We start from the raw sequence: 15,127 nt of genomic DNA on the forward strand, positions 1-15,127 counted from the left end.
TGCTTAGAAAAAACAAAGGTGTGGCGACCCGCTCCCATTTTCCTTAAAGGCGCAGCTTGAAATACCCCTACATAGGGATAAATGCCAAAGCATGAAACGAAACACACATGACCGCGAAAACATGGCCCTGGTTCTGGCCCTCCTGCGCAGTGCCCAGCAGTTCCATCGGGCGATCGGCCCGGTGTTCCGGGCAGCAGGCCTGACCGCGTCGCAATGGGACGTGCTGGAAACCCTCAGCAACAAAGGCCCGATGACCGTGAATGCGCTGCTGGAACGGGCACTTGGAACCTCCGGCAACTTGGATGTGGTGATCAAGAACCTGATCCGCTCCGGGCTTGTCGAAAAAACGGTCAGCGATACGGACCGGCGCAGCCGCGTCCTGTCCCTGACAACCGTAGGCAGGGCAAAGGTCGAAACCTTCCTGCCCGCCCACAACGCCGCTCTGGCGGAGATCTTTGAAGGCCTGCCCGCCGACGGCAAGCGCCAGACCATACGGATGCTGAACCGGCTCCGCCGCAGCATGCACCACACCCGAAAGGATCATACCGATGAGTAACCGCACCTTCCTGACAGCGCACAGCGTGATCTACGCTTTCTTCGCGCTGGCGCTGTTCTTTGCACCCGGCCTGTTGTGGCCGAACTACGGCGTCGAGTTGAACGACCGCTACGCCTGGTTCCTGTCGCAGCACAACAGCATCTTTCTGGGCGGCATCGCGGTCATCAGCTTCCTGTTCCGAGAAGCGCCCTCCGGCAGCCACGAGGGCCGCAAGATCCTGACCGGCCTGATGTGGACCAACCTGCTGGGCCTCGCTGTCACCTTCTACGCCGGTGCCGCAGGCATTTTCACCGGCTTCGGCTGGTCGGATCCGGCTTTCTTCGCCCTGCTCTCGGCTCTCTGCTTCCTGCAACTCCGCAAGGGCTGACCCGCTACAACGCAAACACCGCAACACGTTTTCCCTCAACTCCTCAAAAGGACCCACGCATGAGCACTCAGAAAATCTGGGACATCCACCTCACCTATGATGGCCCCGTCACCGAAGAATTCCTTCAAGGCGCCAAACAGCTTGCCGAGAGCATTGCCCAGGAACCGGGCGTTGTCTGGAAAATCTGGACCCATGAGGCCGGCACCAATCACTTTGGCTCCACCTATCTGTTCAAGGATCTGGAGCATCTGGAGGCCTACAAGGCCATGCATATCCCACGCCTGAACGCGATCGGCATCGAGGTCGTCAGCGACCACGTGTTCGACGTGATGGAAGAGCTCAGCCAGATCAACCGCGCGCCAGTTGAGACAAGTTCGTAGACTGGGCCGTTTCGTGTTCACGCCTCTCCTGAGCTCCACAGGAGAGGCGTCCTCTACCAGTAGATCAATGTCTGCACTGGAGAAGCCGCAATGCAGTATCGGTCCCACAAGTTGACGGCAGCTATCGGCCAGGCCTGTCTCTCACAATTTCGTTGCGGCTGCGAAATGCTGCAACTGCTCGCTCGGCAAATTTGTCTCCTCGGTAGCTTTCGCTGCATTTCTGAAGAACGGCTGAAATGGTGGCAGGATGAGCCTGCCGCCTTTTTTGTTAGGCCAGCGGGATTTGGGCTAGCCAAACGCCCTTGGCCGTCAGGGTGAGGGCGCCGCCCTCCCCCTCGGACAATCCTATTAGACAGGGCCGTGTCCTCGGCTGCACCTGCGGCCCGCACCAACCCTGTCGAATAGCATTGCCTCGCTCCCTCCCGCGTCCGCCACGTGGCAGATCAGCAGGAACAGGCGGCTTCGCCGACTGAACCTGCAAATCAGCCCTGATTTTCCGGAAGGAAGTCAGATCAAACGAAACAGGCCGCGCGAGCCGAAAACGGTAATTGGGTCAGCAATCTGACAGAAAGGTCAGTTTTGCTTGGCATTCGACAATTGGTGTCAAACGTCAGGCATAACTGACTCGATGCGAGCCATTTTCTGGGGAAATTTTCCTGCACCTGCCAGGCATTTCCAACCCAATTGTCAAGCATTTCTGACCCAAACCGAACCTTCAGAACAAGATGTGAAATGGGCAAGATGCGCACAAATCTGCCGTTAAAACGCAGCATAGCAAAGTCTGCTTTCGAACCTGGAGTTCGAATACGGGGATGTTGATCCAAGAAATTGGTTAAAACTGTCCGCCAATCCGAAATGAAGGTTTACAACTACATTCGCTGCCGTTTCGCATCTTTAGCGACTTGAACCACTCAAGTAAGGGCGCAGGACACAACTACCTGCCTCACACACCTTGAGCTGTGACCAGTTGGAAATGTAGAACCTGTTCATTTCATCAGGTTCTACTTTCCATAAACTGGCTAGCGGTTAGGCAAGCTCACGCGCAATGTGACGTGCCTGGGCCTGAGCTGAGGCGACCGAAGCTTTGTGACGCTCATCGGCGAATTCCTGATACTCGGCCGCAGCTTCGAACATGCGTTCTGCGCCCAGGTACTTGCGCAATGTGCTGATATGCGCAGAAAGGTGACCCGAGTCATTGCGAATTCCACCCTCCTCAAAGCCGAATTCGCCAGCCGATGTCAGCAGCACCAGTGTTTTGCCGGACATGATCGGTTCCAGCGGGAAGTCGCCGCGCGCCAAATCAAACGTAAATGTCTTGTTGATCCGGATGATCTGATCAAACCAAGCCTTCAGGGCTGCGGGCATGCCGTAGTTGTACATGGGCGTCGAAATCAGAAGGATGTCGGAGCGGTCGAGCTCGTCAATCAGCGTATCAGACAAGCTGACCAAAGCGCTCTGTTCAGGAGTGCGTTCCTCTTCTGCTGTAAAGACGGACGCGATCCAATCGTTGGAAATGAAATCCGGCGGGGTCATTCCGACGTCACGCAGAATAATTTCGACGTCCGGATCAACCGTTTTCCATTCTTCCACGAAACTGTCCGCCAAAGCGCGGGAAATGGAGTTATAGGCCGCAACAGGGTTGTCGGTGCGGCGCACGCTGGCGTCAATTCTCAGGATTGTGGTCATCTTGTCACCTAGTCAGTTTGCAATGAACCATTCAAAGGTGAAGCCAGTGACGCGCAGGTACAAATGAAGAGAATTCTGAATAGAGTGAACTGACTTCACCCATCTCTAATCGCTGAAAAAATCTTCTCCAGATGAGACGCCGTCGCAAGTACATCCGCGTCCCTGTTTGCGCCGCCGCTCAAGGAAAGGCTGCTCCCCGGTCTCCGTTGTCCAAATGGAATGGAAATTGTTGGGGCATTGAGGAAAGCGGCTTTCATCGATACCGACAGGATAAGGGCGTTTTCCCGTGCAAAGACCCCTTTATCGCGGGTCACGGCCTGAACAGACGGCGGGTACGACGGCAATGTCGGGTAAAGCAGCATCTTCCCTGCCAGTTCCCTGCTAAAGTCCGGGATGAGGGCCCGCCGGATTTCCAGCAATGCCTGCAGATCTGTGCCAAGGATTGAAGCCGCCTGAGCAAGGCGATCCTGCACATTTGGGTCCAGTCTGGCCTGCTGGTCTCCGACCAAACTTGGCAGAAGACGAAAGGCTTCGGCACTCACCAGCGTTCCATAGGTTTGGAAGATCTCCGTGACACGAGTGAAACTTCGGATATCAACCCTTTCCAATTCGATGCCATGACCGGACAAATGCTGCAGGACCTGTTCGTACATTGCTTTGATTTCCGGGGTAAATCCCGCTAGGGCATCTTCCCTCAGGCACAGAATTTGACGGCAGGCGTGCCCGGTTTCTTTGCAATCCGACAAAACGCGATCCACAGCGCAAATCTGACTGACGTTTAAAGCGAGTGAGCCTGGCGTATCCAGAGAAGGCGCCAGAGGTAAAATCCCGGCGCTTTCATAGCGGTCCATAGTTGGGCGAAACCCCACCAGGCCCTGACAGGCGGCCGGAATGCGCACGGAGCCGGAGGTATCTGTGCCCAAGGCGATGTCGGCCAAGCCCAAGGCAACGGCTGACGCCGATCCGCTTGAGGACCCTCCAGGCACCATTGTGCTATCCAACGCATTCAGAGGGGTGCCGAAATGCGGATTGACTCCGAGCCCGGAGAAGGCGAATTCCGACATGTTCACATGGCCTAGAATGATCGCACCCGCGGAACGGAGCCTTGCCACGATCGGGGCGTCATTGTCTGCTGGCTGAGGATCGATGGCCAAAGATCCCGCATGGCTTCGGAGCGCTTGCACGTCGATATTGGCCTTCACCGCAAGAAACTGGCCGTCCAACGGGCCAAGCAGCTTCCCTGCGGCCTGCCGCGCGGCGGCGGATCGGGCATCCTGCAACAGTCTATCTGGCGCAACGCCAAGGAATACCTCGCGCTGCGCGTCGAGCGAAGCCAGGAAGTCGCGCGCCCGTTGAAGGATATTCATGTCGTCAGGACCGGAGCCTGATAATAGGGCAGCTCTTCAACCCGTACGCTTTGCCGGTCTGCCTCATATTGCGTGCGCACGTGCTGCGCGATCTCTCCGAGAGTGGCGAACCAGACGTCACCCCTGTTCAAGATAGTTTCCATCCAGTCTTCCACCTGCCGCCACCGCGCCAAACGCCCGGTCAGGAAGGGATGCCAGATGCCAATCCAGAAGCCACCTTCTTCGTATTGGGCTTCGAATTCCTCCCAAAATGGGGTCAGCCCGGCGCGTGGCCCGGCGACGGGCATCATGTAGCCGATCTCCTCAAAATGGGCGAATTGCGGCCAGTCGTCGGTCCCCCAATGCGATGGAAGTTCGACCAAAGTCCGCCCGCCGGATCGCATGAGATAGGGCACATCATCCGCCATCAGCGAACTGTCATAGTCGAATTCATGCTTGTTCAGCAAGTCGATGACGGCTTGCGTCACATTGTAAACCGGCGCGCGATAGCCTTTTGGCACATTGCCCAGAACCCGCTTATGCGACTCCAGCGCGCGTTCAAACCAATAAGCTTGTTCAGACGCGCTGTGGTTTGTCGGGTCTTCGTGCAAATAGCCGTGATGGCCGATTTCATGACCATCTTTCAGGATGGCTTGCATAGCATCCGGATATTGCTCCACGACCCATCCGGGGGCGAAGAAGGACTGTTTCAGCCCGAGACGTTTGTAGGTTTCCAGAATCCGAGGGATGGCAACCGTCGGCCCGTAGCGCCCCATGGAGATCGGATAGAGGCGATCATGCCCGTCGACCGGCTTTGCGATATGGATCAGGCTGTCCGCATCGATATCAAAGGTGATCGCACAGGCGCATCGCGCGCCGTTCGGCCAGATAATTTTCTTCTGCATGGTCTTGCTCCTCTGTCACTATTGCGGGGCGTTGTTCGTCAGCCAATCGTCATACCAGCGCTGCAATGCGGATTTCACGGCGCCATATTCACTGGCGCTCAGCCTTTGATCCGCGGCGCGCTGCATGCCGTCGGTGATGTTCTGAAGAATTTTCCTTTCGTCGCACTTTTTGGCTTCGCCGTGCGAAACGGCCAGTTGTCCGCCGGTGAAGACGCTCTGGATATCCGTGGATTTTGCCGAGCTGACCAACAGCTCAACCGGATCAATGCCGGGGTCCAACCAGGGCCCTTCAAGACGGTCCAGGCGCAGGATCACAAAGTCGGCGCGTTTGCCAGCGGACAGGCTTCCGATGCTGTGATCCATACCCATCAAACGCGCGCCACCCATAGTGGCCATGTCGAAAACATCCTTCGCGGTCAGGCTGGGGTTCGCCCGATCACTTGACCAATAAAGGCTTTGCGCCAGACGCATTTCGGCGAACATATCGTCATCGCCTGCCAAGCTGGTCCCATCCATCCCCAGTGCGAGGTTAATGCCCATCCGCTTCATCAATGGCGCGGGTGCAATGCCGGACCGCAGCCGCAAATTGGAGCTGGGATTGCATACGATATGCGCGCGCGCCTCGGCCACTCGCGCCAGATCTTTTTCGTCCGCCCAGACCATATGCGCCAAGGATAAGCCGTCAGAGAGCAGGCCAGCATTGCCCAATTCTGCGATGGCACCCTGAAAACTCCAGGCTGTAGCCGACAGGTGCTGCAGCCGAGACTCCTCGGCATGGGTGTGAATGCGCTGGCCGCTTTCGCGAACCTCCCTGGCGATGTCGCGCAGGGTCTCTTGGCCCGTCCAATGCGGTGCCGTGGGGCCAAACCACACATCAGCGCATTCAGAAGCCGCGTATTCACCATGCATCCGGGGCAGAAGCCGCACAAAGCTTTGCGGTTCAATACGTGTGCGCGCAACGTGCTGGCGTTGCAGTTTGCATCGCAGAACCTCGGGCAAGGTGGTCAGAAACGACTGGCTTTGCCCATATGGATGCACAAGCTGGTTGTGCCATCTCTCGCCCGGCGCGATGGCACAGGACAGGCCAAGCCCATTAAATACGGCGATTTTGTCCCTTATCTTCGCTTCGGCAAAGGCCGCTGTGTGACCCGCGGTACAGGCATCCACAACAGCTGTTACCCCATTCTTCAGCAAGCGCATTGCCGCGTATTCGGTGGCGAGGCGCGGCGCAACGTCAGCTGCGCCAGCGGAGGCGAAAATCCAAGGCTCTAACAGGTCATCCCGTATCCCTTGGTTGATCAGGTTCACCCCATAGCAATGGTGATGCGCATTCACAAACCCGGGCAGGATCGCAGTGTTTGTGTCCGAGTGCACCCTTGCGCCGGGATAACGTGACTTTAATTCGGCCAGAGGCGCCAAGCCAGCTATTCTGCCGTCTAGAACATAAAGCGCGTAGTCGTGGTGACTGTGAAAGGCATCTTCGATGATCCAGCGGGCGGAAAATATGTCGCCGCCATCAGCCGTCATGAACAACAAATTCCAGCGCGCTCGGCTTGCCTTCGTCCCCGTTGACTGGAGTGATATCCTGCGGGCAGGCCGACATCACGGCGTAGACTGGCATCTCAGCTTTGAAGGTCATGCTGTCCCCCGGCTTTGACACTGGCGCAGCCCAGGCAAGGCTGCCATCAGGGTGAACTGGGACGTTCATCCACAGATTGAAGGGCGCTGGCACATGCGGTGCTTTTTTCTCGATAGCAAGCAAGGCCTGCCTCAAGTTGTCGGCGCAATTGTCGTGGTAATCAGTGACGCCCAATTGCTTGTACCGGTTGGCATCGCAAGCGGCGATCGTTGTGTCATGAACTCCCGGCGATGTGTCTTGGATCAGCGTTAAAAGAGGATTGCGCAGATTGCTGACCAGCCTGTCACCGACCTTTGGGAAAACAGACAGAAGATCCGTATGCACGTGCGGCATTGACATATATTCATGCAGCTCTGCCGCATTGAACGCCCAGAAATCGCAGACTTGCCAGCCGGTCGGATTGATGATGGTCAAAGTCTGCCCGGCTGTCAAACGCACCGCGACACCGCAACGTGCTGGCACTGTATACCGTTCTGCAATGACCGGGACGCCGTCGGCAGAGACCGTGCTGTCCAGTGTTTGATTGAAACCATCGGGTTGGGAAGGGGCAAAACTTTGCATGCGCAAGAACTCCTGATTAGGGGTTCAGAAACGCATGCTTCTCGGCAATTTAGAAATGACAAAAATTCAAGCGACGGATTAGATCGTTGCCGACGCGCTAATCTTCAAAAAACCTTTGACCGACGGCGCTGTCGCGAAACTCATCTGCTTGGTCCAATAGCCATTCCCGGAACACACGAACGCGTGCACGATTGGCGTAAGTTTCCGGGCAGACGAGAAAATAGCTCTTGTTCTTCAATGCCGTGTCAAAGGGAGCGACCAGCATATTGCGTTCCAGAAAACGCGCGGCGGCCAAAAGACTGACCAGGGCCACACCATGACCATCGCTTGCCGTCAGCAAGCAGATGTGTTCCTCGGAATAGGTGACATAGGGCTCGACATCACCAGTCTGCAAGCCAGCCGCGTCCATCCAGCGCTCCCAACTCGGATCCACATCGGAAAACCCGCTCCATTGGTATTCGATCAGACGAGACTTCAGAAGATCTTCGGGGGAGCTCAGTGACTTCGCCTTTTCCACGCTGCAGACAGGGGCCACCCAGTCATTCAAGACCCAAGCCACATTGCTGTCAGGATAATCGCCAAAGCCATACCGAATGGCCACATCCACATCGCTGGATTTGAAGTCCACCAGCTGATCGCTTGACAGAACCCTTACCGAAATCTCTGGGTGTTTCTCGTAAAAGCCTCGCAGCCGCGGGCTAAGCCAATTGGCGGCAAAAGACCCGGTTGTGGAGATTGTCAATGTGCCCGCAAGGTCGTCTTCCTCCAGCGCGAGAGAGGCGGCTTCGATGTTCTTGAAGGCCTCGATGATGTGGGGCGCGTAATTGGCCCCATCCTCCGTCAGTTTCAAGGCGCGGGTCAGCCGGTGGAACAGGGGCACCCCAAGTTGATCCTCCAGCGATTTGATCTGATGGGAAATGGCAGTCGGAGTAACGCATAATTCATCGGCGGCATCCTTGAAACTCAGATGCCGGCAGGCCGCTTCGAAGGCCTGAATGCTTTTCAACGACGGAATCTTCGCCATGACGCGCGGCTTTGCTCTCCTGATGCGACGCTATTTCGTCGCTCTACTCTAACCCGATTGCCAGTTCACATGTGGGCGAAATTCTCAGCTGTGAGGTGAAAACATCTAATTTGAGAAGATAGGGCATTCTCTCTTGAATTTGCGTGGAAGTTGGGAGGTTGTCTTGGATCCATTTTTGAAAGTCACCGGCATCTGCAAGTCGTTTGGCGCCGTTCGTGCATTGCACAACGTCAATCTGCTGGCCTCGAAGGGCGAGTGCATTGCGATTTTGGGCGAGAACGGAGCGGGGAAAACCACGTTCGCAAGCGTTCTGATCGGTTTGTATCAGCCCGATAACGGCGAAATCAAACTGGGCGGAACACCTGTTTCGGTGACCAGCCCGGCAAGAGCAATTGAGCATGGGATCGGCATGATCCACCAGCATTTCAGTCTGGTCGGCGCGATGACCGCCGAAGAGAACATTCTGATCGGCTTGCCCAGCACAAAGAGGGGTGCCGAAGCGCAGGCGCGCATTCGGCAGCTTTGCAGCGACTTTGACTTTAACATCGATTTCGACATCCGCGTCACGGAAATGCCTGTGGGCATGAAGCAAAGGGTGGAAATCCTTAAGGCGCTGTTTCGCGATGTATCGATCCTGATCCTGGATGAACCCACCAGCGTTCTTGCCCCGACCGAAGTCGCGCCGTTTCTCAAAGGGGTGCGCAAGCTGGTCGCCAACGGCTGCCTTGTTTTTTTCATCAGCCACAAGCTCGATGAAATCCGCGAAATTGCCGATCGCGTCATGATAATGCGCCATGGGCGTGTCGAGGGAGTTCTTCCGGTTGCGACCACGCCCATGGCCCATATGTCAGCGCTTATGATGGGAGAAAAGTCGACCGGCGAAACGGTCGATACGCCCAAGGCCAAAAAGGCGCGCAACGACACCAGCTCAGCACCGGACGCTCTGGTTGTCTCTGATGTCTGCCTGACCGATCCAGGCGGCGCGGAAATCCTGCAAGATGTGACCCTCTACGTGAAAGCTGGCGAAATCCTTGGAATCGCCGGGATCGACGGCAATGGCCAGACGGAGTTGAGCGAGGTGATCACCGGCCTCAAAAGGCAAACCAGCGGCGCCATCCACCTAAATGGCACGGAGATATCAAGCGCCTCCATCGCTTCGCGCATTGCAGATGGCATAGGCTTCGTGCCCGAGGACCGCCATGCCGAAGGCTTGGTCCTGTCGCTCAGTGTCGAAGAAAATTTGGCCTTTCGATCCATTGGCGAAGACAGGTTCATGTCTGGCGGTCTGATTTCCCGGCGCGCGATGCACGAGATCGCAAGCGACGTGGTCGCGGCCTTTGACATTAGGCCCCCAGACCCGAAATTGAACGCCTCGGCTTTATCCGGCGGCAATCAACAAAAAATCGTTCTGGCCCGTGAAGTGGCCCGGGCGCGCAATCTCTTGGTCGTCGTACAGCCGACTAAAGGGCTTGATGTCGGCGCAACGGAATTTGTTCAGAACCAGATCCGTGCTGTCGCCCAAAGCGGCGTGGGGGTTCTCTATATCTCCACTGAACTTGAACATGTGCTCGACATCTCTGACCGCGTCGCCGTGATGGCCTTTGGCCGGATCACGGGTGTTGTCGATCCAGAAAACACAACTCTTCAAGACATCGGGCTCTTGATGACTGCAGCGCCGGAGGAGGTACAATGAACAGATTTACCATGCAACGCCGGATTGCGATTGCTTTGCTTTTAGCACTGAGTGTTGGCGGGGTGCTGATCCTGCTGGACGGGCACAACCCGTTTGAGGCCTATAAGGTTCTGTTTCTGGAATCCTTCCTGAATTACTGGGGTTTCTCCAATACTTTGGTCAAAGCCTCGCCGATGCTTCTGGCGGGGCTGGCCGTGATCATTCCGATGCGCGCCGGTGTGTTCAACATCGGTGGCGAGGGACAGATCTATATTGGCGGGTTGTTCGGCGCCGTCTTCGCTTTGGCGATCCCCGATCTGCCCGGTCTATTGGGCGTGCCGCTGATATTTTTCGCCGCCGCCGTCGGCGGGGCGTTCTGGGCGGCAATTCCTGCGTATCTCAAAGCCTATCGGGGCACGAATGAGGTCATTGTCACGCTGCTGATGAACTTCATTGCAATCCACATCGTCAGCTACGCCGTGGCCGGGCCGCTATTGGCCGAAGGCGCGCCATATCCTTATTCGGAGGAAGTCTCAGAAGCCTATCGCCTGCCTATTCTGATGCCGCGATCTGATACCCATGTGGGCTTTGTATTCGGGCTGGCCATGACGGTCATCTTGTATTTCTGGCTGCGCTTCACGCCATCGGGTTTCCAGCTGGACCTTGTGGGGCGTAATGCGCGCGCTGCGGCCTATGCCGGTGTGGACCAGAAAAAGACCGTCATCCGCGCCATGTTGATTGGCGGCAGCCTTGCAGGCATGGCCGGCGCAATCGAGGTGATCGGGTTGAAGTACCGCCTGTTCCACCTGTTTAGCGATGGCTACGGCTATGACGGAATTGTCGTCGCATTCCTTGCGGCTCTTAACCCAATTGTCGCGCCTTTGACCGCGCTGTTCCTTGCCGGGCTCTCTGCCGGCGCGGGAACGATGCAACGTGCCGTCGGGGTCGACAGTTCCGTCATCGAAGTGGTCGAGGGGCTCGTCGTGGTTCTTGTCGCCGCCGCCCTCGTGACACCGCGAACCAGGTCAACATCCATTCTGAAGCTCCTGGCAAGAAACCTGCGGCTGCGCCGCCAAACACAACGCCAAAAGAAAGAGGCATAGGCTATGATTGATCTTGTTTTGCTGGGCGACGTCCTTGCCGGAACCGCCCGATTGGGTACGCCAATTGCTTTTGCTGCCCTTGGCGGGGTGATTGCGGAACGAGGCGGGCTGTACAACATCGGCCTCGAAGGTCAGATCCTAGCCGGAGCGCTTGGTGCTGCTGCTGGTTCTTTCGCAACGGGCTCCGCCGTGATCGGGCTCGGATGCGGGATCATTTGCGGCCTGATCTCTGGCCTGCTGCTTGGGTATATGTCGGTCCGGCTGCGCATCAACCAGCTGGTTGGCGGTATCGCGCTCAACCTGCTGCTGGCCGGTCTCACAGCTTTTCTGTCCCGTCAGATATTCGGGGCTCAGGCCGGAGGGGCGCGGGTAAATGGGTTCTCGCAGATCGATATTCCCTTCTTGTCAGATCTTCCCGTCGTTGGCCCGTCCCTGTTTTCCCAGGATCCGCTGTTCTACCTTTTGATCGGATTGGCAATAGCAGCCTGGTTCTGGCTGATGAAATCCCACAAGGGTCTGGACCTGCGCGCCGTTGGCGAAAACCCGAAGGCTGCGGACTTGGCCGGGGTTCCTGTCTTTCGCATGCAATATCTCGCAATTGCAGTCAGCGGAGGCCTCGCGGCGCTGGCCGGGGTGCATCTGGTCTTGTCGCAAGTCTATGTGTTTGCGGAAGGCATGAGCGCGGGCAAAGGCTTCATAGCGCTTGCGGCAATCATCTTGGGACGTTGGTCGCCCATTGGCGCGATCTGCGCGGCGCTTTTCTTCGGCTTCTGTGATGCGGTGCAGTTCAAACTGCAATTCACCTCGCCAGAGATTCCCTATCAGCTCTTCCTGATCTTGCCTTACCTCGCATCGCTCATCGCACTCGTGGTCCTCGGCGCCAAGGCCAGCGCACCTGCAAGCGTCGGACTGCCCTACGACCGGGAGCATCGATAAATCTCAGCCGTGACGTGAGAAACCATCGTTTTTCACGTCGCGATCCTCCCGTCACCCTGACAACACATATCCAATATGGGAGAACAACAATGCAATTGATGTCCAAACTATTGGCGGGGCTTGCGGCACTGATGTTGGCCGGGCCTGCGGCCGCTGACGGGATCGAACGCGCCGCGATCGTTATGCCCGGATCGATTTCTGATAATGGCTGGAACCAAGCCGGATTCGAAGGTCTCACCAAGGCAGGTGAAGCGCTCGGCTTTGAAGCCGCATTTTCCGAAAGCGTGCATCAGCCGGAACAAATCGAAGTCCTGAGTGACTACGCACGCCGGGGATATGACCTTGTGATCGGTCACGGCGGAGAATTCCAGGACGCAGTGGAACGTGTCGCAGCCCGCTTCCCGGAAACCATGTTCATGGTGAACAACGGACTGGGCACCAAAGACAACATTGCCAACGCGGATTTCTATTTCAGCCAAATCGCTTATCTGATGGGCTACGTTGCAGGCTCCATGTCAGACACTGGCACCATCGGCATCATCGCGGCGCAGCAGTTCAAGTTCACGACCGACACGGTTGCTGGCTACGAAGCGGGCGCCAAAGCGGCCAATCCGGACGTCAGAGTTCTGGTTACCTGGACCGGCGACTGGGATGACATCGCCAAGGGCAAAGAAGCTGCCTTAAACCAAATTTCCCAAGGCGCCGATGTCGTCTGGCCGACAATGGACAGTGCGACGCTGGGCTCCATGCAGGCCGTTCAGGAAAAAGGCGTCTATGGCATCGGCATCTATCGTGATGCGATCAACGAATGGCCGGAAATCCTGCAGTCCGCTATTCTGGATGTTCGGGGCAACATGCGGTCCTACCTGGAACTGGCAGCTGCTGGAAAACTTGAAGGTGCACTCTACCGGGCGGATATGGGCAATGAACTGGCCATGCGGATCGGGTCGTTCCACCCAGATATCCCGGTGGACGTTGTGGATGAAGTCAACAAACTGATCGATGCCATGAAGTCCGGCACTTTGGTTGTAAATCCACAATAATGCATCCCTAATAATCGCTCCTCCTTTTACTCTCGCCCCCAAGTTTGGGGGCTTTTTTATAGCTAGAGAAGTCAATTGATCAGCCCCACCTGAGTGGTCCGGTTTGATTGTTAGTGCATGACCGGCCTTTGATCCATCAGAACGATGGTTTCCGGCGCGGGTGGGCGATACCCCAGAGCACTGTGTGGTCGCTTGGTGTTGTAGTGTTTCCTCCACTTTTCGATCAGGATTTGAGCCTCGCGGAGGCTGTAGAATATCTCACCGTTGAGCAGTTCATCCATTGCCTGGCAGGCGCATGCAAAGCATGCTGCCGAAAGGGGCGGAGCCGGGCGTTGAAGCTTTCGCAGTAACCGTTCTCCCAGGGTGATCCAGGCTCGATGTAAGCGGTTTTGGCACCAACGGCTGCAATCCAGTCCCGGACAGCCTGGGCGACGAACTCAGGCCCGTTGTCAGACCGGATACAGGCCGGGATACCGCGCAGGATGAACAGGTCGCTCAAGGCGTCGATCACGTCACCTGAGTTCAGCTTGCGCTTCACCCGGATCGCCAGGCATTCCCGACTGAACTCATCGAGGATGTTCAGCGTGCGGAAGACCTTGCCATCCTCCGTCCGGCAATGGACAAAGTCATAGCTCCAGACGTGATGCCGGTATTCTGGCCGCAGCCGGACACAGGAGCCGTCATTCAGCCACAGACGCCCCTTCTTAGGTTGTTTCATTGGCACTTTCAGCCCCTCCCGCCGCCATAGCCGTTCGCCCCGTTTGTCGTTGACCTGCCAGCCTGCCCCTCTCAGCAATGCTGCGATCCGCCGATAGCCGTAGCGGCCATACTGGCGGGCAAGCACGATCATGTCCGCAACCAGGCGTGCTTCGTCCGCCCGGCTCTTGGGCGGCTTGCGCTGCGTGGATCTGTGTTGCTTCAGGGCGCGGCAGGCGCGCCGCTCAGACACCCTGAACAGGCTGCGCACATGGTCGATGCAGGCCCGGCGGCGGGCGGGGCTCAGGGGCACCGCCCGTTCAGGCCTGAATTGATCCACAGGATCAATTCCTAGACGGCCATCACTCCCTTCGCAGCTTCCGTCAGGATGAGCTTGTCCAGGGTCAGGTCCGAGACGGTACGACGCAGCCTTTCGTTTTCTTTCTGCAATCGTTTGAGTTCCCTGAGTTGGTCGGTTCCCTTCCCGCCATACTGTTTGCGCCAGCGGTAATTGGCCTGCTCGGTGATGCGCACTTCGCGGATCGCATCCACCCGCGCCATCCCTTGCCCGACAAGCACCTCAACCTGCCGCAGCTTCGTGACAATTTCTTCGGGTTAGTGCCGCTTCGTTCCCATTCTGATCCTCCGTTTTCCTAAACATAACGGCGGACCACTTCACTGGGGGAGGATCAGGGGCACGCGGATTGCATATCCCAGGAATCGTGGCAGGGCATCGACGGGCTGCGCCCGCTCCGCCCTAGCACGCCTGGCATTTTCCGTTTGATTGGTCCGCCTGCCATCCGGCCGGCAATCTGAACACGGGTTCTGATGCCGCTGCGCGTCAGCCTCCACGGAGAAATGCGGTTTCTCCCGCGCCAAGCGCGGGTCCCTCCCAATTTCACCGCTCCGGCCCCGTGTGTCAGATCACCGTCCGGCCGCAGTCCGGGCTGCGCCCACCCTGCTTTGCCCTCCGGAAGACACGAGGTCTTCCGAGGTGAAAATCAGGGAAGGCTTCGCCACTGGCGGAACAGGAGGCGCGAGCGGGGATGTTGGAGACACGAAAAAGGAAAGGTTCTGTCGCAAATGGCAAAACTATGTGTCGCCCGACAAATTGGGAAGTGGCGGACCGAGGAGGATTCGAACCCCCGACCCCTTGATTCGTAGTCAAGTACTCTATCCAGCTGAGCTATCGGTCCACTGCGGCGGGGTTTAA

13 protein-coding genes, 1 tRNA gene and 1 pseudogene are annotated in these 15,127 nt (G+C 57.2%); 7 read left to right on the top strand and 8 right to left on the bottom strand.

The window, feature by feature from the left end; translation table 11 throughout:
* The first annotated feature begins 91 nt into the window (after window positions 1-91).
* From LHL23_RS21985 to LHL23_RS21995, 3 genes are read left to right on the top strand one after another with little or no spacing between them, the layout of a single operon-like run.
* A complete protein-coding gene (locus LHL23_RS21985; protein ID WP_226431555.1) occupies window positions 92-556 on the top strand; it encodes a MarR family winged helix-turn-helix transcriptional regulator in 465 nt (154 codons plus the stop codon).
* Window positions 549-923, top strand: a complete 375-nt coding sequence (locus LHL23_RS21990; protein ID WP_226431556.1) for a hypothetical protein — start codon at window positions 549-551, stop codon at window positions 921-923. The genes LHL23_RS21985 and LHL23_RS21990 overlap by 8 nt, the downstream gene beginning before the upstream one ends.
* A gap of 59 nt (window positions 924-982) precedes the next feature.
* Window positions 983-1,303, top strand: coding sequence for a monooxygenase (locus LHL23_RS21995; RefSeq protein ID WP_226431557.1), 321 nt, complete (start codon window positions 983-985; stop codon window positions 1,301-1,303).
* Window positions 1,304-2,329: 1,026 nt separating this feature from the next.
* Here the strand turns inward: LHL23_RS21995 and LHL23_RS22000 are convergent.
* The 6 genes from LHL23_RS22000 to gcvA form a co-directional block, all read right to left on the bottom strand.
* Window positions 2,330-2,989, bottom strand: coding sequence for an FMN-dependent NADH-azoreductase (locus tag LHL23_RS22000; RefSeq protein WP_222480377.1), 660 nt, complete (start codon window positions 2,987-2,989; stop codon window positions 2,330-2,332).
* A gap of 95 nt (window positions 2,990-3,084) precedes the next feature.
* Window positions 3,085-4,356: an amidase family protein gene (locus LHL23_RS22005; protein WP_226431558.1), complete on the bottom strand. Its 1,272-nt coding sequence runs from the start codon at window positions 4,354-4,356 to the stop codon at window positions 3,085-3,087.
* Complete coding sequence (locus tag LHL23_RS22010) at window positions 4,353-5,240, bottom strand: polysaccharide deacetylase family protein (RefSeq protein WP_226431559.1); 888 nt, start codon at window positions 5,238-5,240, stop codon at window positions 4,353-4,355. The genes LHL23_RS22005 and LHL23_RS22010 overlap by 4 nt, the downstream gene beginning before the upstream one ends.
* A gap of 18 nt (window positions 5,241-5,258) precedes the next feature.
* Window positions 5,259-6,767, bottom strand: a complete 1,509-nt coding sequence (locus LHL23_RS22015) for an amidohydrolase family protein (RefSeq protein ID WP_226431560.1) — start codon at window positions 6,765-6,767, stop codon at window positions 5,259-5,261.
* Window positions 6,757-7,440, bottom strand: coding sequence for a DUF1989 domain-containing protein (locus LHL23_RS22020; protein WP_226431561.1), 684 nt, complete (start codon window positions 7,438-7,440; stop codon window positions 6,757-6,759). Before LHL23_RS22020 ends, LHL23_RS22015 begins: the two co-directional genes overlap by 11 nt.
* Window positions 7,441-7,537: 97 nt before the next feature.
* Window positions 7,538-8,464, bottom strand: coding sequence for a transcriptional regulator GcvA (gene gcvA, locus LHL23_RS22025; RefSeq protein ID WP_226431562.1), 927 nt, complete (start codon window positions 8,462-8,464; stop codon window positions 7,538-7,540).
* A 163-nt stretch (window positions 8,465-8,627) separates the two neighbouring features.
* Between gcvA and LHL23_RS22030 the strand changes: the two genes are divergently transcribed.
* The 4 genes from LHL23_RS22030 (at window position 8,628) to LHL23_RS22045 (ending at window position 13,218) form a co-directional block, all read left to right on the top strand.
* Window positions 8,628-10,157: an ABC transporter ATP-binding protein gene (locus LHL23_RS22030; RefSeq protein ID WP_226431563.1), complete on the top strand. Its 1,530-nt coding sequence runs from the start codon at window positions 8,628-8,630 to the stop codon at window positions 10,155-10,157.
* A complete protein-coding gene (locus tag LHL23_RS22035) occupies window positions 10,154-11,239 on the top strand; it encodes an ABC transporter permease (RefSeq protein ID WP_226431564.1) in 1,086 nt (361 codons plus the stop codon). The genes LHL23_RS22030 and LHL23_RS22035 overlap by 4 nt, the downstream gene beginning before the upstream one ends.
* A 3-nt stretch (window positions 11,240-11,242) precedes the next feature.
* A complete protein-coding gene (locus LHL23_RS22040) occupies window positions 11,243-12,175 on the top strand; it encodes an ABC transporter permease (RefSeq protein ID WP_226431565.1) in 933 nt (310 codons plus the stop codon).
* An 89-nt stretch (window positions 12,176-12,264) separates the two neighbouring features.
* Window positions 12,265-13,218 carry a BMP family protein gene (locus LHL23_RS22045; protein WP_226431566.1) on the top strand — a complete coding sequence of 318 codons (954 nt, stop codon included), beginning with the start codon at window positions 12,265-12,267 and terminating at the stop codon, window positions 13,216-13,218.
* A 110-nt stretch (window positions 13,219-13,328) separates the two neighbouring features.
* Here the strand turns inward: LHL23_RS22045 and LHL23_RS22050 are convergent.
* Both LHL23_RS22050 and LHL23_RS22055 read right to left on the bottom strand, forming a co-directional pair.
* Window positions 13,329-14,520 (bottom strand): annotated as a pseudogene (locus LHL23_RS22050) (IS3 family transposase).
* Between the two features lie 513 nt (window positions 14,521-15,033).
* A tRNA-Arg gene (locus LHL23_RS22055) sits at window positions 15,034-15,110 on the bottom strand.
* Window positions 15,111-15,127 lie beyond the last annotated feature (17 nt).

The organism is Leisingera sp. McT4-56 (genome assembly GCF_020514995.1).
GTDB lineage: Bacteria > Pseudomonadota > Alphaproteobacteria > Rhodobacterales > Rhodobacteraceae > Leisingera > Leisingera aquaemixtae_A.

What these genes read in the sequence shown, in the direction of transcription:
- LHL23_RS21985 (WP_226431555.1), top strand. Translation starts at nt 92, where the DNA reads ATGAAACGAAACACACATGACCGCGAAAACATGGCCCTGGTTCTGGCC.
- LHL23_RS21990 (WP_226431556.1), top strand. Translation starts at nt 549, where the DNA reads ATGAGTAACCGCACCTTCCTGACAGCGCACAGCGTGATCTACGCTTTC.
- LHL23_RS21995 (WP_226431557.1), top strand. Translation starts at nt 983, where the DNA reads ATGAGCACTCAGAAAATCTGGGACATCCACCTCACCTATGATGGCCCC.
- LHL23_RS22000 (WP_222480377.1), bottom strand. Translation starts at nt 2,989, where the DNA reads ATGACCACAATCCTGAGAATTGACGCCAGCGTGCGCCGCACCGACAAC.
- LHL23_RS22005 (WP_226431558.1), bottom strand. Translation starts at nt 4,356, where the DNA reads ATGAATATCCTTCAACGGGCGCGCGACTTCCTGGCTTCGCTCGACGCG.
- LHL23_RS22010 (WP_226431559.1), bottom strand. Translation starts at nt 5,240, where the DNA reads ATGCAGAAGAAAATTATCTGGCCGAACGGCGCGCGATGCGCCTGTGCG.
- LHL23_RS22015 (WP_226431560.1), bottom strand. Translation starts at nt 6,767, where the DNA reads ATGACGGCTGATGGCGGCGACATATTTTCCGCCCGCTGGATCATCGAA.
- LHL23_RS22020 (WP_226431561.1), bottom strand. Translation starts at nt 7,440, where the DNA reads ATGCAAAGTTTTGCCCCTTCCCAACCCGATGGTTTCAATCAAACACTG.
- gcvA (WP_226431562.1), bottom strand. Translation starts at nt 8,464, where the DNA reads ATGGCGAAGATTCCGTCGTTGAAAAGCATTCAGGCCTTCGAAGCGGCC.
- LHL23_RS22035 (WP_226431564.1), top strand. Translation starts at nt 10,154, where the DNA reads ATGAACAGATTTACCATGCAACGCCGGATTGCGATTGCTTTGCTTTTA.
- LHL23_RS22040 (WP_226431565.1), top strand. Translation starts at nt 11,243, where the DNA reads ATGATTGATCTTGTTTTGCTGGGCGACGTCCTTGCCGGAACCGCCCGA.
- LHL23_RS22045 (WP_226431566.1), top strand. Translation starts at nt 12,265, where the DNA reads ATGCAATTGATGTCCAAACTATTGGCGGGGCTTGCGGCACTGATGTTG.